Genomic DNA, 17,351 nt, shown 5'->3' with positions numbered 1-17,351 from the left:
TGAAGGTGCTGGCCATTCGCAATTTCAGACGACTTAGGGATGTTGTTATTGATCTTGCTTCTGACATCTCCATTTTTGTCGGCTCCAACAACAGCGGCAAGACATCGGTCGGGCACGCACTCCAGTTGTTCACTGGCAGTGGCCGCTTCAATATACATGACTTCAGCGCTGAAGTTTGGAACGACATCGTTTCGTTTGGTGAAGGTGATGGCGAAGCGTGCCTTCCCACAATAGAAATTGACATTTGGTTCGAAATCGGCCCGGACGATGTTCACCGCATCATTGATCTTCTTCCCAGCCTTGCCTGGGAAGGTAAGCTGGTGGGGATGCGTGTTGCTTACGTACCCAGCAACCCTACGGCGATGCATGCGCGCTATGTCGAGGTGCGCCAGCGGGCACTCGATGCTGTCACTAAGGGCCAGGACGGAGAGCCCGTCTTCGATCCCTCGCCACGGAACCTGCGGGAGTTCCTTCGCGACAGGCTGTACGATGAGTATGAGCTACGCTATTTCGTACTCGATCCCGCACGGTTCAATTCAAACATGGTAGCAGAGGATGGCTATGATCCAGCCTTTCTCACTGGCCGTGACCGGAGCGGCCGTGAGATATTGAACGGTCTTCTCCATATTGACTTCTTGAACGCGCAGCGGCATCTCTCGGACAGCCCAGGTGGCTCTCGCGCCGAGGATCTCTCCCGCGTTCTCAGCCGCTTCTACGGGCGCAACCTTGAACAAAAAGGTGAAGATATCGAGGCGTTGAGCGCCCTTGCAGCATCCGAAGTCTCGCTCAACGAGCATCTCGAACGTGTCTTCGAACCGACGCTCAAGAGCTTGTCGAAGCTTGGTTATCCAGGCCTCTCCAACCCCCGCATGATGATCCGTTCGGCCCTCGACCCGGCCCAGATCATGAGCGGTCGAGATGGTGCGATCGTCCATTATGCGTTGGGAGCCGATGACGGGAATCCCGACCCGCCTACCTTGCCTGATCGTTACAACGGCCTCGGCTTCAAGAACCTCATCTTTATGGTCGTCGAGCTGCTCGACCTCCACGCCCAATGGCTGGCGATCGAGGAGAACCGCCCGCCGGTTCACCTGATTTTCATCGAGGAGCCCGAGGCGCACCTCCATGCCCAGCTCCAACAGGCTTTCATCCGCAAAGTGATGGACATCCTAGCGCTCAAGGATGTGGACCGCACACACTATACGAGCCAGGTTGTCGTCACGACCCACTCGACTCATATTCTTTACGAACGAGGCTTCCGGCCGATCCGCTATTTTCGTCGAAGCCGTGCGCAGAATGTGGCGACCTCCGATGTACTAAACCTTTCGGTTTTCTACGACAGCACCGATCCGAACATCCGGAGCTTCCTCGAGCGCTATTTGAAACTCGCGCACTGCGATCTGTTCTTCGCCGACGGCGTCGTGCTGGTCGAAGGCAATGTCGAACGGCTGCTATTGCCGCAGATGATTTCCAATGCCGCGCCGCGACTGCAATCGACCTATCTCACCGTCCTAGAGATCGGCGGGGCGTTTGGCTACCGATTTAAGGCGCTGATCGAATTTCTCGGGCTGACGACGCTCATCATTACTGATCTCGACAGCGTGTTCGGACCACTTGAACAGGGCGACGGTGGCGCTGCGCCCGCTGGCCAACCGGAAGCTGCGGAGCTAACCGCTGAGAAGGCGCAGGCTGCCGACGCCGGCGCTGAGAATATAGACGATGATGATGAGGATGTTGCGGTGGAGAAGCCCGGGAAGACATGCATCGCCGGTCATCCAGGCGCGGCGACGTCCAATCAGACTCTGCTCCAATGGATACCGAAATGCGACACGGTTTCCGCCCTGTGGGATGCAACAGATGAGCAGAAGATCCAGGCGCGGACGAACGACAATGACGCTTTGGTACGCGTTGCCTATCAGTGCCGGACCGATGTCACCTGGGGAGGAGAAACCCTGGCGCTCGCCGGGCGCACACTGGAGGAAGCGTTTGCGCTCGAAAATCTTGAATGGTGCCAGGACAAGGACCGCAGACCGCTTCAACTCCGCATCGCTAAGGCCGAAGAGATGGACCTGGCCAAGCTTGCGGAGCGCATCCACAAGCGAGTGCAGGCTAAGAGCTTCAGCAAAACCGACTTTGCGCTCGCCTTGCTCGCTGAGGACCCGGACAGCTGGTCGGTTCCAACCTATATCGCAGAGGGCTTGAGCTGGCTCGAGACCGAGATCGCGCCGCCGGAGCCAGACGACACTATAGACGAGGAGCTGCTGCAGGCGGACGAGCCCGAGGGTACGCGGACCGCCGCTGGCGACGAGGTGGCAGTGTGACGAGCCGGATCAGCAGTCCCGATACGCAAGCTGATCTGGATGTTCGGGCGTGTCTCGATCGGACGCCCCCGAGTTCGTTCGTCATGGTTGCCGGCGCTGGATCGGGGAAGACAACCTCGCTGATCAAGGCGATCGCGCACCTGGATGAGACCCGCGGTCCCAGCCTGCGTCGCGCCGGTCAGCAAATCGCCTGCATCACTTATACAGAAGTTGCTGTCGGTGAGATTTCGGCCGACGTTGGCGTCTCGCCGCTATTCCACATCTCAACCATCCACAGTTTCCTATGGTTGCTAATCCGGCCGTTCCATTCGGATATCGCGGCCTGGGTCGCCACTCGCATCGAGGAAAAGATCACGGCGCGACGTGCACACTACGATAAGCCTCGGACCCAGACGAAAACGAAGGCTCGCCTCGAACAGGAGATTTCTGATCTCGAGGCCGAGCTGGGTGCGATCGGTAGAGTCGAGAAGTTCGTCTACGGTACCGGTAGCAGCTACGCCGATGGCATCCTCGGCCACGACGATATCCTCAAGCTCACCCCAGCCTGTATCGCAGCGCATCCGCTGCTGAGGCGGCTCGTCGCTAAGCGCTTTCCTTACATCTTTGTCGATGAGAGCCAAGACACCAATCCGGAGGTCGTCGGGGCGTTACAGCATATTGGGGGAGAGCATTCTGGTCTGTGCGTCGGGTTCTTCGGAGACCCAATGCAAAGAATCTATATGAGCGGAGCAGGCGCTGTCCCGCCGAACGACGGCTGGGCGGAGATCACAAAGCCTGAGAACTTTCGGTGCCCGACATCGGTGCTCGGGGTCATCAATGCGATCCGCGTCCCTGGCGACGGGCTCGAGCAGGTACGTGGTCGGACGATAACCGTTGATGGCATCGAGCACTCAGTTGTCGGTACCACCAATCTGTTCATCCTGCCTGCGGACGCGGAGCGGAGCGCTCGCCTCACTGCCGTTAGGCGGTGGTTAGCGGCCGAGACCGGTGATGATCTCTGGCTAAGCGATGTGCGGGAGGAAGATGTGCGCCTGCTTGTGCTGGTGCACCGCATGGCGGCCACCCGGCTTGGCTTCCCCAGTCTGTATGCAGCGCTTAATGACCGAGCCCCGGTGAGTCTGAGTGAAGGGCTGAAGGATGGAACAGCCTGGCCGCTAAGACCACTTGTCCAGCAAATACTCCCGCTAGTCGTTGCAGCGCGAGCGGGCGATCGTTTCACCGTGATGTCGACCTTGCGTAGCGAATGTCCTAAGCTTGAGCCCGAGCGCCTTCATGGGCAGGCAGTGGCATCCGTTCTTGCTGCGCTGCAACAATCGCTTAATGGGCTCGTAGCTCTGATGGAGGAGGAGCCGGGGGCGACTGTCAGAAATGTCTTGACGCATGTGAGAGATAACGATCTGCTGCGCCTTGACGACCGCTTTAATGTCCATTTGGTCGCCGAGCCGGTGGACGACGGCAGTAGCGGCTTCGAGAACGTTCAAGCGTACCTAGAGTGCAGCGTAGACGAGCTTTGGGCCTACCGGCGTTACTACAACGAAGAATCACCGTTCGCGACACATCATGGTGTGAAAGGAGCCCAGTTCGAGCGAGTCTTGGTTGTTATCGACGATGAGGAGGCTGGCTTCCGACAATACTCTTACGGTAAGTATTTTGAGTACATCCCGCTCTCGGAGAACGACGAAGCCAGGATCGCGGCAGGGGAAGAGTCCGTACTCGATCGAACCCGCCGCCTGTTCTATGTGTGCTGCTCGCGTGCGATGAAGGACCTGGCAGTTGTTGCCTTTGTTCCAGATGTCCCAGCGGCTCGTGCCGCGATCATTGAGCGAAGTCTATTCCCCGAGGCCGTAATCCGTAGTGTTGAACATTTGGGCTAGTCCTCCGTGTGAGGAATAGGTTGGGTTCCTTCTGCGGCTACGCGCGTCGGCAGTGAGTGCTTTTGGCCGATTGTTGCCATCTCAAAAAAAGAAAATGAGCACAGAAAACCGGTGCCGCCCTATATGGGCGGTACCGGCGTTATGCGTGGTTTCCGTTCATAGATACCCCCGCTCCGCAAAGGATGTGCAGCCCTCGCTGCCGACGACAATGTGGTCGATGACCCGAATCTCCATCAGTCCCAGCGCTTCCTTGAGGCGCTGGGTGATACGCCGGTCGGCGTCGCTGGGGGCGGGATCGCCACTGGGATGGTTGTGGACCAGCACCACCGCCCCGGCGTTGTGGGCTAGCGCCCGCTTCACCACCTCCCGGGGGTAGACGCTCGCCGAGTCGATCGTGCCGCGAAACAGGGTCTCGAAGCGGATGACGCGGTGCTGGGTGTCGAGGAACAGCACGCTGAACACCTCGTGCTCGTAGCCCTGAAACAGCACCTGCAGGTACTCGAAGACCAGTGCCGGCTGGGTGAGCTTGCGGCCCCGGGCCAGCTTACGTTTGGCGAAACCCTGGGCGATGCCCATCAGCTCCGCTTCGGTCACCGGGGCAGTGACATGGTAAGTACCGGCGATTTCGCCGGCGGTCAGTTTGCGATGGGTCATGGTCTCACTCCTCAGGCCGCCATCACCCGCACCATGCGGCGCTCCAGTTCGTCGTAGAACGCCGCGACCCGCTCGGCGATGGTGCAAATCATCGCCTCGTCGCGGTAGGCCCGCTTGACGAACAGTGGCATTCCCGGCCAGTAGCTGACGAAGTCGATCCACTCGCGTTCGCTGACCCACAGGCCGCCCTGGCACTGGGCGACGTGCTCCTGGGGCAGCTCACCGGCCAGCAGCAGTTCGATCTGGAACCTGGGAAGCTTGGTCTTGATCTCGACCAGGCCGTGACTGTCGACCAGGCAGTCAGGGGAATAGCCAACCCCGTGGTTCAAGAGGATGCCGACCTGCTCCAGGCGCGGCAGGCCCGTGGCTTCTTGGTAGAGCTCACGGGCGACGGGCTCCAGTGCGTGACCGCGCTGGGTGTGGCCATTGCCCGAAAACACATCGCTGGGTTCACCGGTGATGCGCTCACCGATCAATTGGTGCATGTAGCTCAGCGCCCCGGCACCGAAGCCGGCGGGTCCTTTGCCCTTGACCAATAGCGTCTTGAGCTCGGACATGGTGACGATACCCAGACGCGCGGCATGCCACTCGGGCGTGCCCTGTTCCAGGGTCAGGATCTGCATGATGCGCTCCTTGTGAATAGGAAATATCGGGTTAAGTCCTGGATGGGGAAGAGTGCTGAAGGCGAAAGACGGCATAAGCGGCGAGGGGCGCTGCCCTCGCCTGCCGTCAGTGAGGTGTCAGTGGTTCAGTGACGCTGATAGATCAATGACGTGATGGATCTATGGTGATCCACGGGGTCAGTGGGATTGACGGTTGGGTTGCGCCCGCTTGTGGAGCGAGGCGCGCAGCTTGTCGAAATCGCTGCGGGGGACCCGCTCGGCATCGCCGTACTTGCCGACAAACCATTCCTGGGTGGTGGCGGGACAGGCCGCGATCAGCTGCTTGAGCTGGCTGGCCTGGAAGGTGGTGACGCCCTTGACCGCGGCTGCGGACTGGCCGTTGTCGTCCTGGCCACGGGTGGTGATGTTGAGCAGAGCACAGAGCACGTAACGCTTGCCGTAGCTGGTCGAGGAGCCGAAGGCCTGCACGGCGTTCTTGCTGCCGCTGGTATCGGCCGGCAGCAGCATGCTGGTCTCCTCGCGGTGGCCGTCCTGGTGCATCAGCACGCCGGTGATCTGGATGCCGCGCTCCTGGGTCTGGATGCGAAAGCTCACCGCGAAGCCGTGCTTCTGCATGATCGGGCGCACGGTGTCGACGATGTCCTCCAGGGTGGCGTAGGCACCGTTATTGCCCTGGCCGCGTTCGGTGATGCTCGGCAGCTCGGTCTGCATGGCCGCCATGGCGGCGCTGTAGGCCATCAGCGCCTGGCGGTCCATGACACGCTCCTGCATCTGCAGCAGGCGCTCCATCTTGTCGATGTCGACTTCGGGATTGAGGGCGGCCCGCTCGATCACCTGGATGATCGCGGTGCTTTCCTGAAGCGGCTGAGCCGCCGGTTGAGGGGATTGCTGGCCATTGGCATTGGCCTGGGGGGGTTGAGGTTGAATCCGAGTTGGCATGGGGCTCTCCTTACAAGTATTGGGTGATGACGTCCTGAAGCTGGTCGGCCGGGACCGACGCCAGCGACACGACCACGCGATAGACCTGGCCCTTGGCCAGCACGTGGGTGTGGGTCTGTGACTCGCCGGCCTCCAGCAGCTGGCGCGTCAGCAGGGTCAGGGCGTGGCAGGTCTCGAATGACAGGGTCGGTGGCATGGGTACCTCCTCTAAAAGAAAACGCCCGGCCGTGAGGGGCCGGGCGCGATGCCGTGGTGGGGGAAGGACATAAAGAAAGCGAAGGAAGTGAAGGAAACGAAGGGTAGGAAGTGCGGGGACTAAAAGCAGCACGCCAAGAACGCGAGCCGTGATGGCGGGCGCTCCGAGGCTCAGCTCACCAGCGCCATCGCCGAGGCCAGCGCCTTGTCCTTGAGGCTGGCTCCCTGGCCGAACCAGGCGGAGTCCATGCGTGTGTCGTTACTGCGCGCCCGCTTGTCGTGGTCGACGTACTCGGTGACCGCGTTGAGCAGCCCCCAGGCGGTGCCCTGCGCAGTACACAGCCGCGAGCCGCGCCCTTCGCCGTGGTAGAGCGCCTGCACACGATTGAGCGCCCGGGCGTGGGGCAGCTTGGAAGGATCGTCCTGTGGGGTCTCGGCGTTGCAGATCACCGACTGGAAGTACGACGTCACTTCGTCCTGGCTGACCTTGCGCTCGGCCAGGGTCTTCATGCGCTGCATGAAGTCGTCCCACTGCGAGACCGAGATGCCCAGCTGCTGCTTGACCAATTGCGGCCTAAACGCAGTGCTGTGCGGCACTCTCACGCCCTGGGTCATACCATCGACGGCAATGGTCAGGGTGTTGTTGCAGACCACCCGTATCGAGGTGGGCGTGGCTACCGTCGCCAGTGAGCCGTCGCAGGAGGTCGCCAGCAACAGGTAGGCATTGACCTGATCCTGGCCCTTCAGGGCCATGCCCAGCCCACTGCGGGCCAGTGCCCAGAACTTGCGTCCGCCCTTGAGCACCCCGGCGGTCTCCAGCTCATAGCCGGCGTACTCGGTCAGGTCGCGGTAAAACTCCAGCACCTCTTCCGGCTGCACCACCTTGTAGCGCTGGGAGACCACTGACAGCGGTGCCTGGGTGTCGGAGCGGTAGAGCACCTTCTGCTCGGGGAAGGCATGGATGCTGCCCAGATGACCGACGCCCTCGGTGATGAAGCGCACCGGCGCCTCCTCGATGTGCCAGTCCATGCCGGCCTGCTGCCGCCAGACCGCCAGGGGTTGGTGAGGCGAAAGTTGTTGCCCCAGGCCATGCCAGGGGGTATCGCCGACGTAGGCCATGTGTTCGAGCTGATGGGCCATGAGAATGCTCCTTGACGAAAAAAGCCGGCTGACTGCCGGTAATGGGAATAACGGGATGGGGGAACCGGGGATCCGGATCAGGCCAGCTCACGAAAGGCGTGGCCACAGCCCAGGCACAGCCAAGGGGTGCCATCGCCGGGCGGAAACAGGTGCTCGACCAGACGATGCCCGGCGGCGGCACCGGCGATGCCACCCGAGGCGCCGGCGACGACCGCCACGGCGATGCGACTGAGCGGGAAGTGCGGTGACGCGGTGAGGCTCCCCCTCGCAGGAGAGTAGAGCGACACATAGGCGCTCTGGAGGGTCCCGACCAGCGCACCTGTAACCATCCCCAATTTGCGAGCGGTCTCGAGATTGATCACGCGCTGCGAGACACAGCGCGAGCAGGGTGGGGGCATGTCATGTCTCCTGTGCCGGTGGATGAAGCCTGGAAATGGCTCGGTTCACAGGAGTGATATAGGCCTGAAAAAAAGTACAAACGTTGCCTATGTTGTGAGCGGGTGCCGAGACTCTCCGGTTCGTCTTTATTCCATTGAGAAAATGGAGTTATTTTCTGGTGAAAAGGAGGGATAGAAAGCGAAGATCTGAACAATGCAAAGGTTCATGGTGAGCGGAATACCTCTCTCGTTTTACCTCGGGCTGTCCCCTCAGAATGAGGCGGTACTTACGCTTTGTCTGAAAAATAGATCCGCAGACAGCGCTCGATGCAGGCCAGCGTGACCATGGCACGGTAACTTTTTGCCAGCTGGTCGTAGCGAGTACAGAGTCGCCGCTTTTCCTTCATCCAGCCAAACAGACGCTCGATCACATTGCGACGCCGATAGCGTGGACATTCGAACAGGCGTGGCAGCCCTGGCTTGGGGCGGCGGCGCATCTGTCGGTGTCGGATCGTCGGCCGTATCCCGTGCCGGTCGCAGTACCGACGCAACCGATCACTATCGTAACCTCGGTCGGCCAGTAGATAGCGGCATCGCTTGCGTGGACGTCCCCTATGGCCTGGCAAGCGGACCTTCTCCATGACAGGAATGAGATAGCGCGAGTCGGCGTGCTGGCCAGGCGACAGCAGGAAGCTCAGGGGCACACCATGGGTGTCACAAACGAGGTGGATCTTGGTGCTCAGGCCGCCTCGGCTTCGTCCAAGCGCATGATCTACCGGTTCCCAAGCGCCCCTTTTTTACCGCCACCGGCGGCAGAGCGAGTCGCGCGAATCGAGGTGGAATCCGCCATCCAGGTATCGAGATCCATGTAGCCATCTTCCCGAAGCTTCAGGTGAAGGCGTGACAGGATACGCTCGAGAGTGCCGTCATCTCGCCACTACCGAAAGCGTTGGTAGACCGTCTTCCACGGGCCGAAGCGCTCGGGAAGATCCCGACACTTGGCACCGGAGCAGAGGATCCAGAAGATGCCGTTGAGCATCTGCCGGTCATCGCGCCGAGGGCGTCCACGCCCAGCGGGCGTGTCAGGCGAAACGATATCTTCAATCAATGCCCAGCCCTGATCGGAAATCTCGTAACGTCCTGCCATGACAGCACTTCCAAGCCTGATGGAGGAAAGGCTAGCAGGACGTCATTTTTCAGACAAAGCGTAGTAAATAGGCGAGGTGACCTATAGCAAGGCAAGCAGCTTCTACGAAGAAGACCAGTACCCGCTACTCCCAAGACTACAAGCTAGGCACTGACCCTCGCCGACCGTATCGGCATCAGTGCCACCGCCAGAAGCTTGACCTTTAGCCCATCCAGCTCTATCAGCGGCGAGCAACTACTGCAGTTGTAATCTCTCTCCGTGCGCGGCATCAGGCGGACAGGTCAGTCTGCAACACGATCAGAACCAGCAGAGCGAGGAAGAGCGTCTCGGCAACTATCATCATCACCGGCTTCCAACCGACGTTGGCTAATCTGTGAAATGAGGTCTTAATGCCGAGAGCCGCAATGGCGGTGACAAGTAGAGCGCCCGAGAGGTCGGCCAAGATATTGCGGGCTGTCTCTGGCACCCAGCCAAAGCTGTTGGCTGCCACTAGCACCGCGAAGCCAAGCAGAAATCTAGGCAGCAACGGTGCTTTGGTACCGCTGCCGCCACGTCCCAGAAGAATGCCAAAGGCGAGGACCACTGGCACTAGCAGTGCCACCCGGAGCAGCTTGACGATAGTAGAGGTGTCACCGGTCTCGGTCGAAATCATATAGCCGGCGCCAACCACCTGAGCGACATCGTGAATAGTCGCCCCGAGGAAGACGCCTGCGATGTGGTCGCTCATGCCGAGGGCGCTGGCTATCAATGGATAGACCACCATCGCCACCGTTGAAAGCGTGGTGACACTGACGACGGTGAGGATAAGATTGCGCTCGGCATCAGGGTGGCGTGGCAGCACCGAGGAGATTGCTAGCGCTGCGGAGGCACCACAGATGGCAACGGCGCCTCCGCTCAAGAGACCGTGATCACTCCGGAGCCCCAGCCGTCGTGCCAGTAGCCACCCAAAGCCTATGGTTAAAGCCACCGTCGCTACTACCATCAGCACCGTCTGCATCCCAAGCGCTGCTACCTGTGCAAAGGTAATACGTGCACCTAGCAGCGCCACGCCCACACGCAGCACCTTGCGTGCTGACAACTCTATTCCCGGCATACAACGCTCGTTATCGGCGAGGAAGTTGAAAGCCATGCCGAATAATAGTGCATAGAGCATCAACGGTCCGCCGTAGTGACCGGAGAGAAACGAGGCTGCCATGGCGATAGTGACGCATACCAGCACGCCGGGGAATGAGCGGCGTAGCTTGGTAAATATCTGATTGTCGGAGACTCGGAGGGCGGCGCGTTTGTAATTATTCATTTCTCAGTTTCCTTTGGCTGCGCGGGGCGACGGCTGCGCGGGGCGTCTATCGTTCACCGTCGGCAAACGTTCGAAGCCTCTATCCAACTTGTAGCTCAGGCTTTAGCTAATTTTGATTAGGATATCCTTTCCCACCGCTGGAGGGACGAGCATGACAAAAGGGTAGACTAAGTTGTTTTCAATAGTGTTGACAAATATGTAACCCAGATCTAGCTTGAAGGCAATATGGAGAAAACGATGGCTACTGGCTCTATTCCCGGAAAAAACCGAAATTCAAGCGCGAGGGGTAAAGGCCCGAGCAAAGAAAGTATTGTCGACATTCTGCGCCATCGGATCGTGGAGCATGAGTTGCCCCCCGGCTCCAAGTTGCGCGAGGCGGTACTATCTGAAGAATTCAATGTGTCACGGCCTCGGATACGAGAAGCGTTTGGTGTGCTGGAGGATCGCGGCTTAATCGAGCGCATACCTAATCGTGGTGCGGTTGTTACGCGGCTGGAAGTGGACGAAGTGCTCGCTCTCTTTGAAGTGCGTGAAGTGCTTGAGGCTCTAGCCGTGCGGTTGGCAACAGAAAAGACTCCACCGGAGGCTTGGGCAGACCTAGATGAGCTTTTTGGTAAGCCAATAGAGGATGCGATGGAGCGAGGGGATTTGGATTTCTATGTCGACTGCGTAACCGAGTTTCGCCATCGGGCGATAGTCGCTGCAAATAATCCAATTCTCGCCGCGCAGCTCGACAGTCTCTATGACCGTACAAGGGTGTTGATCCGGCGCTTAGTGTTGGTGCCAGGGCGTGCCCTAAAAGGGATGCGCCAGCACCAGGAGGTGTTGCAGGCCATGCGCGAGGGTAATGCTGAACTCGCCGAGCAACTGAAGCAGAAAAACATCCGCAGTGCCCGTGATAGTTTTTGCGAATATAAGAAGTACTTACTGTAGCGGCGTGCCGCGGCGGTAGGTCGAGGAGGAATAGTGTTGTTTAAAAATAAACAAAACGAGTCCGAAGAGTCTTGCATCCACGGTCCCCTCACCGGTTGCCGAGTCATCGAGCTGGGCTCCACCGTCGCTGGGCCGTTCTGCGCTAGGCTGCTGGCCGACTTTGGCGCCGACGTGATCAAGATTGAGCAAAAAGAGGGTGATGCGGTTCGCTCCATGGGTAAGCGCAAGGATGGCCGCTCTCTGTATGGGGCGTCCATTCTGCGCAACAAGCGCATCGTGTCGATCGATTTGCGTACCGAGCGCGGGCGTGAGTTGGCGCGCGATCTGTGCGAGAAGGCCGATGTAGTCATCGAGAACTTCCGCCCTGGCACGCTGGAGCGCTTGGGGCTGGGCTACGACATTCTCGGGGCTGCCAACCCGGGATTAATTCTAGTGCGCATCAGCGGCTATGGCCAGGACGGGCCCTACAGCCAGCGCCCTGGGTATGGCGTGGTGTGCGAGGCGGTGAGCGGAATTCGAGAGATCACGGGCGATCCGGACCGGCCGCCGGCGCGGGTGGCGACGTCCATGACCGACTACATTACTGGCCTCTACGGTGCTTTCGGCGCGACCATGGCCATGGTCGAGCGTCAGCACACCGGCCGTGGCCAAGTGGTCGACTCGGCGCTGTACGAAGCGGCCTTCAGCTTCATGGAGCCGCACATACCAGCCTTTCAGCAGCTGGGACACATTGCCCGTCGCGCTGGGCCGCGGCTGCCCGACCACACGCCCAACTCGCTCTATACCTCTAGCGAAGGACGCCACATTCATATCACGGCCGCCTCGCAGACAGTCTTCCAGCGCCTGGCGAAGGTGATGGGCAAGCCGGAACTACTAGAGGATCCGCGGTTCGCGACGCCAACTGCCCGCTCCAAGCACGAGGACGAGACAGACGCCTTGGTGAACGAGTGGACGCAGAGCCTACCCCTCACCGAGCTCGAGCGTGTCCTCGACGCCGCCGCCGTGCCTGCATCGCGCATCTTCAACATGCAGGACATCTTCTCCGATCCGCACTATCGAGCCCGCGAGATGCTGGTCGAGCCCGAGGACCCGGTGTTGGGTCCTGTCACCATGGCCAACGTGGTACCGCGTCTTTCGCGCACGCCAGGTACTGTGCGTTGGGCCGGTCACGACATTGGTCAGGACACGGCAGCGGTGCTCGCAGAGGAGTTGGGACTTAGCGATAACGAGATCAGTCAGCTGGCCGCCTCCGAAATTATCTACATTGAGCCGGGCGAGCAGCCCGCTGCGGCCGGCTCCGCCCACGTCTAGAAAAAACAGGAGTAGCAAATGGCCGAAACATTGACCGAGCAGCTCAAAGAGCTGGCTCAGCGTGAGCGCCGGGCCTTATCCATGGGCGGCGAGGAGAAGCTGGCCCGCCGCAAGGCCGCTGGCATCTTGAACGCCCGCGAGCGCGTTGATTACTTGGTGGATCAAAACAGTTTCATCGAGAGCGGACTTCTGGGCGTCTCCTCGGTGGTACCAGAGGATCGCGAGAAGACCCCGGCGGATGGAAAGGTCGCCGGCTTCGCCCGAGTCGACGGTCGTCCGGTGGGAATGGTCTCCAACGACTTCACCGTCAAGGGCGCCTCTAGCTCGCTGACCAATATGAAGAAGATGGGACATGTGAAGCGTGTGGCGACCGAGCGGGGCTTTCCGCTGGTCTTCTTCGGGGAATCCTCCGGTGCCCGGATGCCCGACAACATGGGCTCGCAGGGCATGGGCGCGCTCTTGGGCAATGACGGACAGCAGTACGTACGCCGCCGCGAGACTCCCTGGGCCTCGGCCATACTCGGCCAATGCTACGGCTCTTCCGCATGGTACTCCTGCCTGTCCGACTTCACGGTGATACGCAAGGGGTCCGTGCTGGCAGTAGCCAGCCCGGCCTTGGCCTCCTTGGCCATCGGCCAGAAGGTAGAGTCGGAGGAATTAGGCGGCTGGAAGCTGCACAGCGAGGTAACTGGCCTAGTCGACCGCGTCGCAGAGACGGACGAGGAGGCACTGGATCTGATTCGCCGCTTCCTTTCCTATTTGCCTTCCCACAGCAATGAGGCGCCGCCTCGGGCTGCGGTACCGACCAGTTCCAACGCCCAGGCTGCCAAGCTGTCGGAGATCGTTCCTGACAGCCGCCGGCGGGTCTATGAAGTTCGCAAGGTCATCAACGCCATTGTAGATGACGACAGCTTCTTCGAGTTCAAGCCCCGCTTCGGTCGCACTGCTGTGACCGGCCTGGCCCGTCTGGACGGCCGTAGCGTTGGCATCGTCGCAAACAATCCGATGGGCAAGGCCGGCGCGATGGACGTGCCGAGCTGCGAGAAGATCACCCGGTTCCTGGTGATGTGCGACTCCTTCAACATCCCGATCGTCATGCTGGTGGATACCCCTGGATTCGTTATCGGTGTCGAGGGAGAGCGCATGAAAGCGCCAGGTAAGATCATGAATTTCATGACGGCCCTGCAGCTATGTTCGGTGCCGAAGCTCTCCGTAATCATGCGAAAGAGCTACGGGCAGGCGTACCTCAACATGGGCGGCGGCAAGAACTCTGACGAAGTCGCCGCCTGGCCCAGTGCCGAGGTGAGCTTCATGGACCCGACCTATTCGGTGCAGGTGGTCACCTGGGGCCGTGAGTCCAGCGAAGAAGAGCAGGCTCGGCTGCGGGCCCAGATGGAAAAGGAGAGCGACGTCTGGGGTATGGCGGAGATGTACGCTGTGCAATCGGTGATCGCCCCCCAGGCCACTCGCGACTATCTCATCCGCATGCTTGAGGTGCACGAGATGCGCCGCAGCGGCGGCATTGGCAAGCACCACATGGCCGCTTGGCCGACCACCTTTTAACGCCTCTGAAGGCAGACAACATCAATTAGGAGCAACGAAATGGCTAAGACAGAACTCATGTCCCCCGTCACTGGGACGGCTTGGAAGATCGAGCACGCGGTGGGGGATCGGGTCGAGGAAGGCGAGGCGGTAATGATTCTGGAGTCTATGAAGATGGAGATTCCGCTGGAGGCCACCGCCTCTGGAGTGGTTGCTGAAATTACCGTCGAGCAGGGCGCGTCCATTGAGGAGGATCAAGTCCTATGCGTGATCGAATCATGAGCGAGGCGGCCGAGCCTGCAGTCGGCGCTAATGCGCCTGCTCCAGAGCAGGAGGATCGGCTTGCCGAGCTGGCCTTCCGCCGCGAGCAGAGCCAGGCCATGGGCGGTCCCGAGGCGATTGAGCGTCAGCACAAGGCTAACCGCCTAACCGTGCGTGAGCGCATTGCTGCGCTGACTGACGAAGGCACTTTCCGTGAGGTCGGCACCTTGGCCGGCACCGGTAAGTACGACGAGAACAACCACCTGGTTTCCGTTACGCCGGCCCCTTACGTAGCCGGCCTGGCGAAGATCGACAACCGGCCTGTGGCGCTGGGCGGCGAGGACTTCACCGTACGGGGCGGCACCACCTTCGGCAGCACCCGCCGCAAGGGCGGCCAGGGAGGCTTCGTCGAAGATTTGGCCTTCCACTACCGGATTCCGCTGATCAATTTGATCGACGGCGCCGGCGGCAGTGTCACCTCCATCAAGCGCCGCGGCCACAGCGTCTTCCCCGGCGTGCACGGATTCGAGCGCTCGGTGGAGCTGCTGGGTACAGCGCCGGTAGTCTCAGCCGTGCTAGGTACCGCCGCTGGCGGCCCAGCCGGCCGAGCGATACTGTCTCACTTCTCGGTGATGGTGCGCGACTCCAGCCAGGTCTTTGCGGCCGGGCCGCCTGTAGTGGAACGCTCGCTGGGCCAGGTGATCGACAAGGAAGAGCTCGGTGGCGCCAAGGTAGCGGTGGATACGGCCGGCACTATACACAACGCAGCCAGCTCCGAAGACGAGGCCTTAGAACAGATCCGCCGGTTCCTGAGCTTCATGCCTTCCAACGTATGGGAGCTGCCGCCGGTGACGGCGCCTAACGATCCGGTGGACCGCTGCGAGGAGCGCCTGGCATCTATCGTCCCGGAGAAGCGCACCCAGGCCTACAGTATGCATAGGCTGGTGAAGATGGTGATGGACGAGGGCTCCGAGTTTGAGATCCAGCCGACCTTTGGCAAGGCCGTGATCACCATGTTAGCGCGCCTAAATGGCCGACCCGTCGGCATCATCGCCAACAATCCCATGGTCTACGGCGGCGCGATGGATGCGAAAGCGGCGCGCAAGCAGATCCACTTCATGGAGCTTTGCGACACGTTTCACATTCCGTTGATCTTCTTCGTTGACGTACCCGGCTTCATGGTAGGCCGGAAAGCGGAGGAGGAAGGCACTTTGCGTGAAGGCATGCGCGCCGTCTACTCCGCTGGCAACCTCAAGGTGCCTACGCTGACTCTCGTCATTCGTAAGTGCTACGGAATGGCCGGCATGGCGACCTGCAACAAGAGCGACGTCGACCTCAAGTTGGCTTGGCCCAGCGCCGAGTGGGGTTCACTGCCAGTCGAGGGCGGTGTGGCCGCCGCCTTCCGCCGCGAGATTATGGCCGCGACAGATCCTCAGGCGAAGGAGAAGGAGATCGAGAACGAGCTCAGACCTTATGCCTCGCCCTTCCGCACCGCTGAAGCCTTCGCTGTCGAGGAGATTATCGATCCCCGGGAAACGCGACCGGTGCTTTGCGAGTTCATCACCCTAGCTGAGCGGCGTCTGCGGGCCGAGCTCGGGCCGCGGGCCCGCTGCGGGGTGGCGCCTTAGAGAAAGCCAGGAGGCGGGCCGGACACAAGCATAACTCACTGGCTGCCTTGATCATTAAGTTCAATGCTAAAACAAAAGATAAAGAGGCAAATCAAATGTTCAAGCGACACTGGTTAAAAGGAATCGCGCTCGCTCTCATTTTGAGCAACGTCGGCGCGGCGCAGGGTGCACCTGAGCGCATCGCCTTCGGCGCCACCGCGCTGAGCTCGGTTCACTACACCTACTCGGCGGCCGCCACCAAGGCGATCAACGAGAAGGTGGGCGACAAGCTGGAGGTCACGGTGATGGCCACCGGCGGCGCGGTCGACAACCTGCAGCGTATTCGCCGCGGTCAGATCAACTTCGGTCTCGGTACCTACGCGACCATCTACCAAGCCTACAAAGGTATTGGCAAGTTCGAAGGCCAGGCCAATCCAAAATTGCGCGGCCTGTGGGTGCATTCACCCGCCATGCAGGCATGGGTCGTGCGTAAGGACTCCGGCATCAAGAACCTGCAGGATCTGCAGGGCAAACCCTTTACACCGGGACAACGCGGCTCGGCCACCGAGCAGCTGGTGATTCAAATGCTGGAGGCACTCGACATTAAGCCGCAGCTCACCCGCATGAGCCTGTCCGACGCGGTAGACGCACTCAAGAACGGCCGCACTCTGGGTTATGCCAAGGCTGGGGGAACCGCCAGCCTCGATGGCACTACCTTGGAAGTCTTGGCCACGACGCCGCTGAACAATCTCAGCTTTACGCCGGAGCAGGTGGAACAGATCCGGACCAAGCTGCCCTTCATCAGCTTCCAGACCTTGAAAGATGGCCAGATTGAGGGCTTCCCCGCCTTCACTACTCCGGTGCAGGTGGTGGGCGAATTCACCACCTCCGACGGTATGACCGAGGAGCAAGTGATGGCGCTGTTGGAGGGCATCGTCGACAACCCAGATCCACAGGTGGCCGCCTTCCCAAGCTTCGGCAAGCTTGATGTCATGCAGGATAGTGTGGACCTGATCTCGATTCCGCTGCATGCGGGGGCAGTGAAATTTTACCGCTCCCGAGGTATTGAGGTGCCTGAACGCCTCGTACCGCCGGAGATTAAATAACAAAAGCTACCCCACTCGAGGCGG

Annotated in this window: 15 protein-coding genes and 1 pseudogene; 8 read left to right on the top strand and 8 right to left on the bottom strand. The window is 60.4% G+C overall.

Annotated features, from left to right (window positions below; genetic code table 11):
- The first annotated feature begins 5 nt into the window (after positions 1-5).
- Both BM341_RS05000 and BM341_RS04995 read left to right on the top strand, forming a co-directional pair.
- Positions 6-2,321, top strand: a complete 2,316-nt coding sequence (locus tag BM341_RS05000) for an ATP-dependent nuclease (RefSeq protein ID WP_425431977.1) — start codon at positions 6-8, stop codon at positions 2,319-2,321.
- On the top strand, positions 2,318-4,195 hold the full coding sequence (locus tag BM341_RS04995; protein WP_089793552.1) for a UvrD-helicase domain-containing protein: 1,878 nt from the start codon (positions 2,318-2,320) through the stop codon (positions 4,193-4,195). Before BM341_RS05000 ends, BM341_RS04995 begins: the two co-directional genes overlap by 4 nt.
- Before the next feature lie 156 nt (positions 4,196-4,351).
- On the opposite strand, the gene radC is transcribed toward BM341_RS04995, so the two are convergent.
- From radC to BM341_RS04955, 8 genes and pseudogenes are all read right to left on the bottom strand, one after another.
- Complete coding sequence (gene radC / locus BM341_RS04990) at positions 4,352-4,771, bottom strand: RadC family protein (RefSeq protein WP_425431976.1); 420 nt, start codon at positions 4,769-4,771, stop codon at positions 4,352-4,354.
- Between the two features lie 89 nt (positions 4,772-4,860).
- A complete protein-coding gene (locus BM341_RS04985) occupies positions 4,861-5,472 on the bottom strand; it encodes a lambda exonuclease family protein (protein WP_089793548.1) in 612 nt (203 codons plus the stop codon).
- Positions 5,473-5,649: 177 nt separating this feature from the next.
- On the bottom strand, positions 5,650-6,411 hold the full coding sequence (locus BM341_RS04980; RefSeq protein ID WP_089793546.1) for an ERF family protein: 762 nt from the start codon (positions 6,409-6,411) through the stop codon (positions 5,650-5,652).
- Positions 6,412-6,421: 10 nt separating this feature from the next.
- Complete coding sequence (locus BM341_RS04975) at positions 6,422-6,607, bottom strand: hypothetical protein (protein WP_089793544.1); 186 nt, start codon at positions 6,605-6,607, stop codon at positions 6,422-6,424.
- A 170-nt stretch (positions 6,608-6,777) separates the two neighbouring features.
- Positions 6,778-7,746, bottom strand: coding sequence for a DUF932 domain-containing protein (locus BM341_RS04970; protein WP_089793542.1), 969 nt, complete (start codon positions 7,744-7,746; stop codon positions 6,778-6,780).
- A 77-nt stretch (positions 7,747-7,823) separates the two neighbouring features.
- Positions 7,824-8,144, bottom strand: a complete 321-nt coding sequence (locus BM341_RS04965; RefSeq protein ID WP_089793541.1) for a hypothetical protein — start codon at positions 8,142-8,144, stop codon at positions 7,824-7,826.
- 266 nt (positions 8,145-8,410) lie between these two features.
- A pseudogene (locus BM341_RS04960) lies at positions 8,411-9,270 on the bottom strand (IS5 family transposase).
- A gap of 268 nt (positions 9,271-9,538) precedes the next feature.
- Positions 9,539-10,567, bottom strand: a complete 1,029-nt coding sequence (locus tag BM341_RS04955) for a YeiH family protein (protein ID WP_089793539.1) — start codon at positions 10,565-10,567, stop codon at positions 9,539-9,541.
- A gap of 237 nt (positions 10,568-10,804) precedes the next feature.
- On the opposite strand from BM341_RS04955, the gene BM341_RS04950 reads away from it, so the two are divergent.
- From BM341_RS04950 to BM341_RS04925, 6 genes are all read left to right on the top strand, one after another.
- Positions 10,805-11,500 carry a GntR family transcriptional regulator gene (locus BM341_RS04950; protein ID WP_089793536.1) on the top strand — a complete coding sequence of 232 codons (696 nt, stop codon included), beginning with the start codon at positions 10,805-10,807 and terminating at the stop codon, positions 11,498-11,500.
- Positions 11,501-11,533: 33 nt separating this feature from the next.
- Positions 11,534-12,811 carry a CaiB/BaiF CoA transferase family protein gene (locus BM341_RS04945; RefSeq protein ID WP_217646173.1) on the top strand — a complete coding sequence of 426 codons (1,278 nt, stop codon included), beginning with the start codon at positions 11,534-11,536 and terminating at the stop codon, positions 12,809-12,811.
- Between the two features lie 18 nt (positions 12,812-12,829).
- Positions 12,830-14,374 carry an acyl-CoA carboxylase subunit beta gene (locus BM341_RS04940; RefSeq protein WP_089793533.1) on the top strand — a complete coding sequence of 515 codons (1,545 nt, stop codon included), beginning with the start codon at positions 12,830-12,832 and terminating at the stop codon, positions 14,372-14,374.
- A gap of 39 nt (positions 14,375-14,413) precedes the next feature.
- Complete coding sequence (locus tag BM341_RS04935; RefSeq protein ID WP_089793531.1) at positions 14,414-14,635, top strand: acyl-CoA carboxylase biotin carboxyl carrier protein subunit; 222 nt, start codon at positions 14,414-14,416, stop codon at positions 14,633-14,635.
- On the top strand, positions 14,617-16,242 hold the full coding sequence (locus BM341_RS04930) for an acyl-CoA carboxylase subunit beta (RefSeq protein ID WP_217646172.1): 1,626 nt from the start codon (positions 14,617-14,619) through the stop codon (positions 16,240-16,242). Before BM341_RS04935 ends, BM341_RS04930 begins: the two co-directional genes overlap by 19 nt.
- Positions 16,243-16,337: 95 nt before the next feature.
- A complete protein-coding gene (locus BM341_RS04925) occupies positions 16,338-17,327 on the top strand; it encodes a TAXI family TRAP transporter solute-binding subunit (RefSeq protein WP_089793528.1) in 990 nt (329 codons plus the stop codon).
- Positions 17,328-17,351: the final 24 nt, after the last annotated feature.

Source organism: Halomonas korlensis, assembly GCF_900116705.1.
GTDB lineage: Bacteria > Pseudomonadota > Gammaproteobacteria > Pseudomonadales > Halomonadaceae > Halomonas > Halomonas korlensis.
The sequence above is the reverse complement of the archived record's forward strand: the minus strand, read 5'-3'. Positions and strand labels throughout refer to the sequence as shown.

Coding starts and splice junctions, on each gene's coding strand:
- radC (WP_425431976.1), bottom strand. CDS start 4,771: ATGGGCATCGCCCAGGGTTTCGCCAAACGTAAGCTGGCCCGGGGCCGC.
- BM341_RS04985 (WP_089793548.1), bottom strand. CDS start 5,472: ATGCAGATCCTGACCCTGGAACAGGGCACGCCCGAGTGGCATGCCGCG.
- BM341_RS04980 (WP_089793546.1), bottom strand. CDS start 6,411: ATGCCAACTCGGATTCAACCTCAACCCCCCCAGGCCAATGCCAATGGC.
- BM341_RS04975 (WP_089793544.1), bottom strand. CDS start 6,607: ATGCCACCGACCCTGTCATTCGAGACCTGCCACGCCCTGACCCTGCTG.
- BM341_RS04970 (WP_089793542.1), bottom strand. CDS start 7,746: ATGGCCCATCAGCTCGAACACATGGCCTACGTCGGCGATACCCCCTGG.
- BM341_RS04965 (WP_089793541.1), bottom strand. CDS start 8,144: ATGCCCCCACCCTGCTCGCGCTGTGTCTCGCAGCGCGTGATCAATCTC.
- BM341_RS04955 (WP_089793539.1), bottom strand. CDS start 10,567: ATGAATAATTACAAACGCGCCGCCCTCCGAGTCTCCGACAATCAGATA.
- BM341_RS04950 (WP_089793536.1), top strand. CDS start 10,805: ATGGCTACTGGCTCTATTCCCGGAAAAAACCGAAATTCAAGCGCGAGG.
- BM341_RS04940 (WP_089793533.1), top strand. CDS start 12,830: ATGGCCGAAACATTGACCGAGCAGCTCAAAGAGCTGGCTCAGCGTGAG.
- BM341_RS04935 (WP_089793531.1), top strand. CDS start 14,414: ATGGCTAAGACAGAACTCATGTCCCCCGTCACTGGGACGGCTTGGAAG.
- BM341_RS04930 (WP_217646172.1), top strand. CDS start 14,617: ATGCGTGATCGAATCATGAGCGAGGCGGCCGAGCCTGCAGTCGGCGCT.
- BM341_RS04925 (WP_089793528.1), top strand. CDS start 16,338: ATGTTCAAGCGACACTGGTTAAAAGGAATCGCGCTCGCTCTCATTTTG.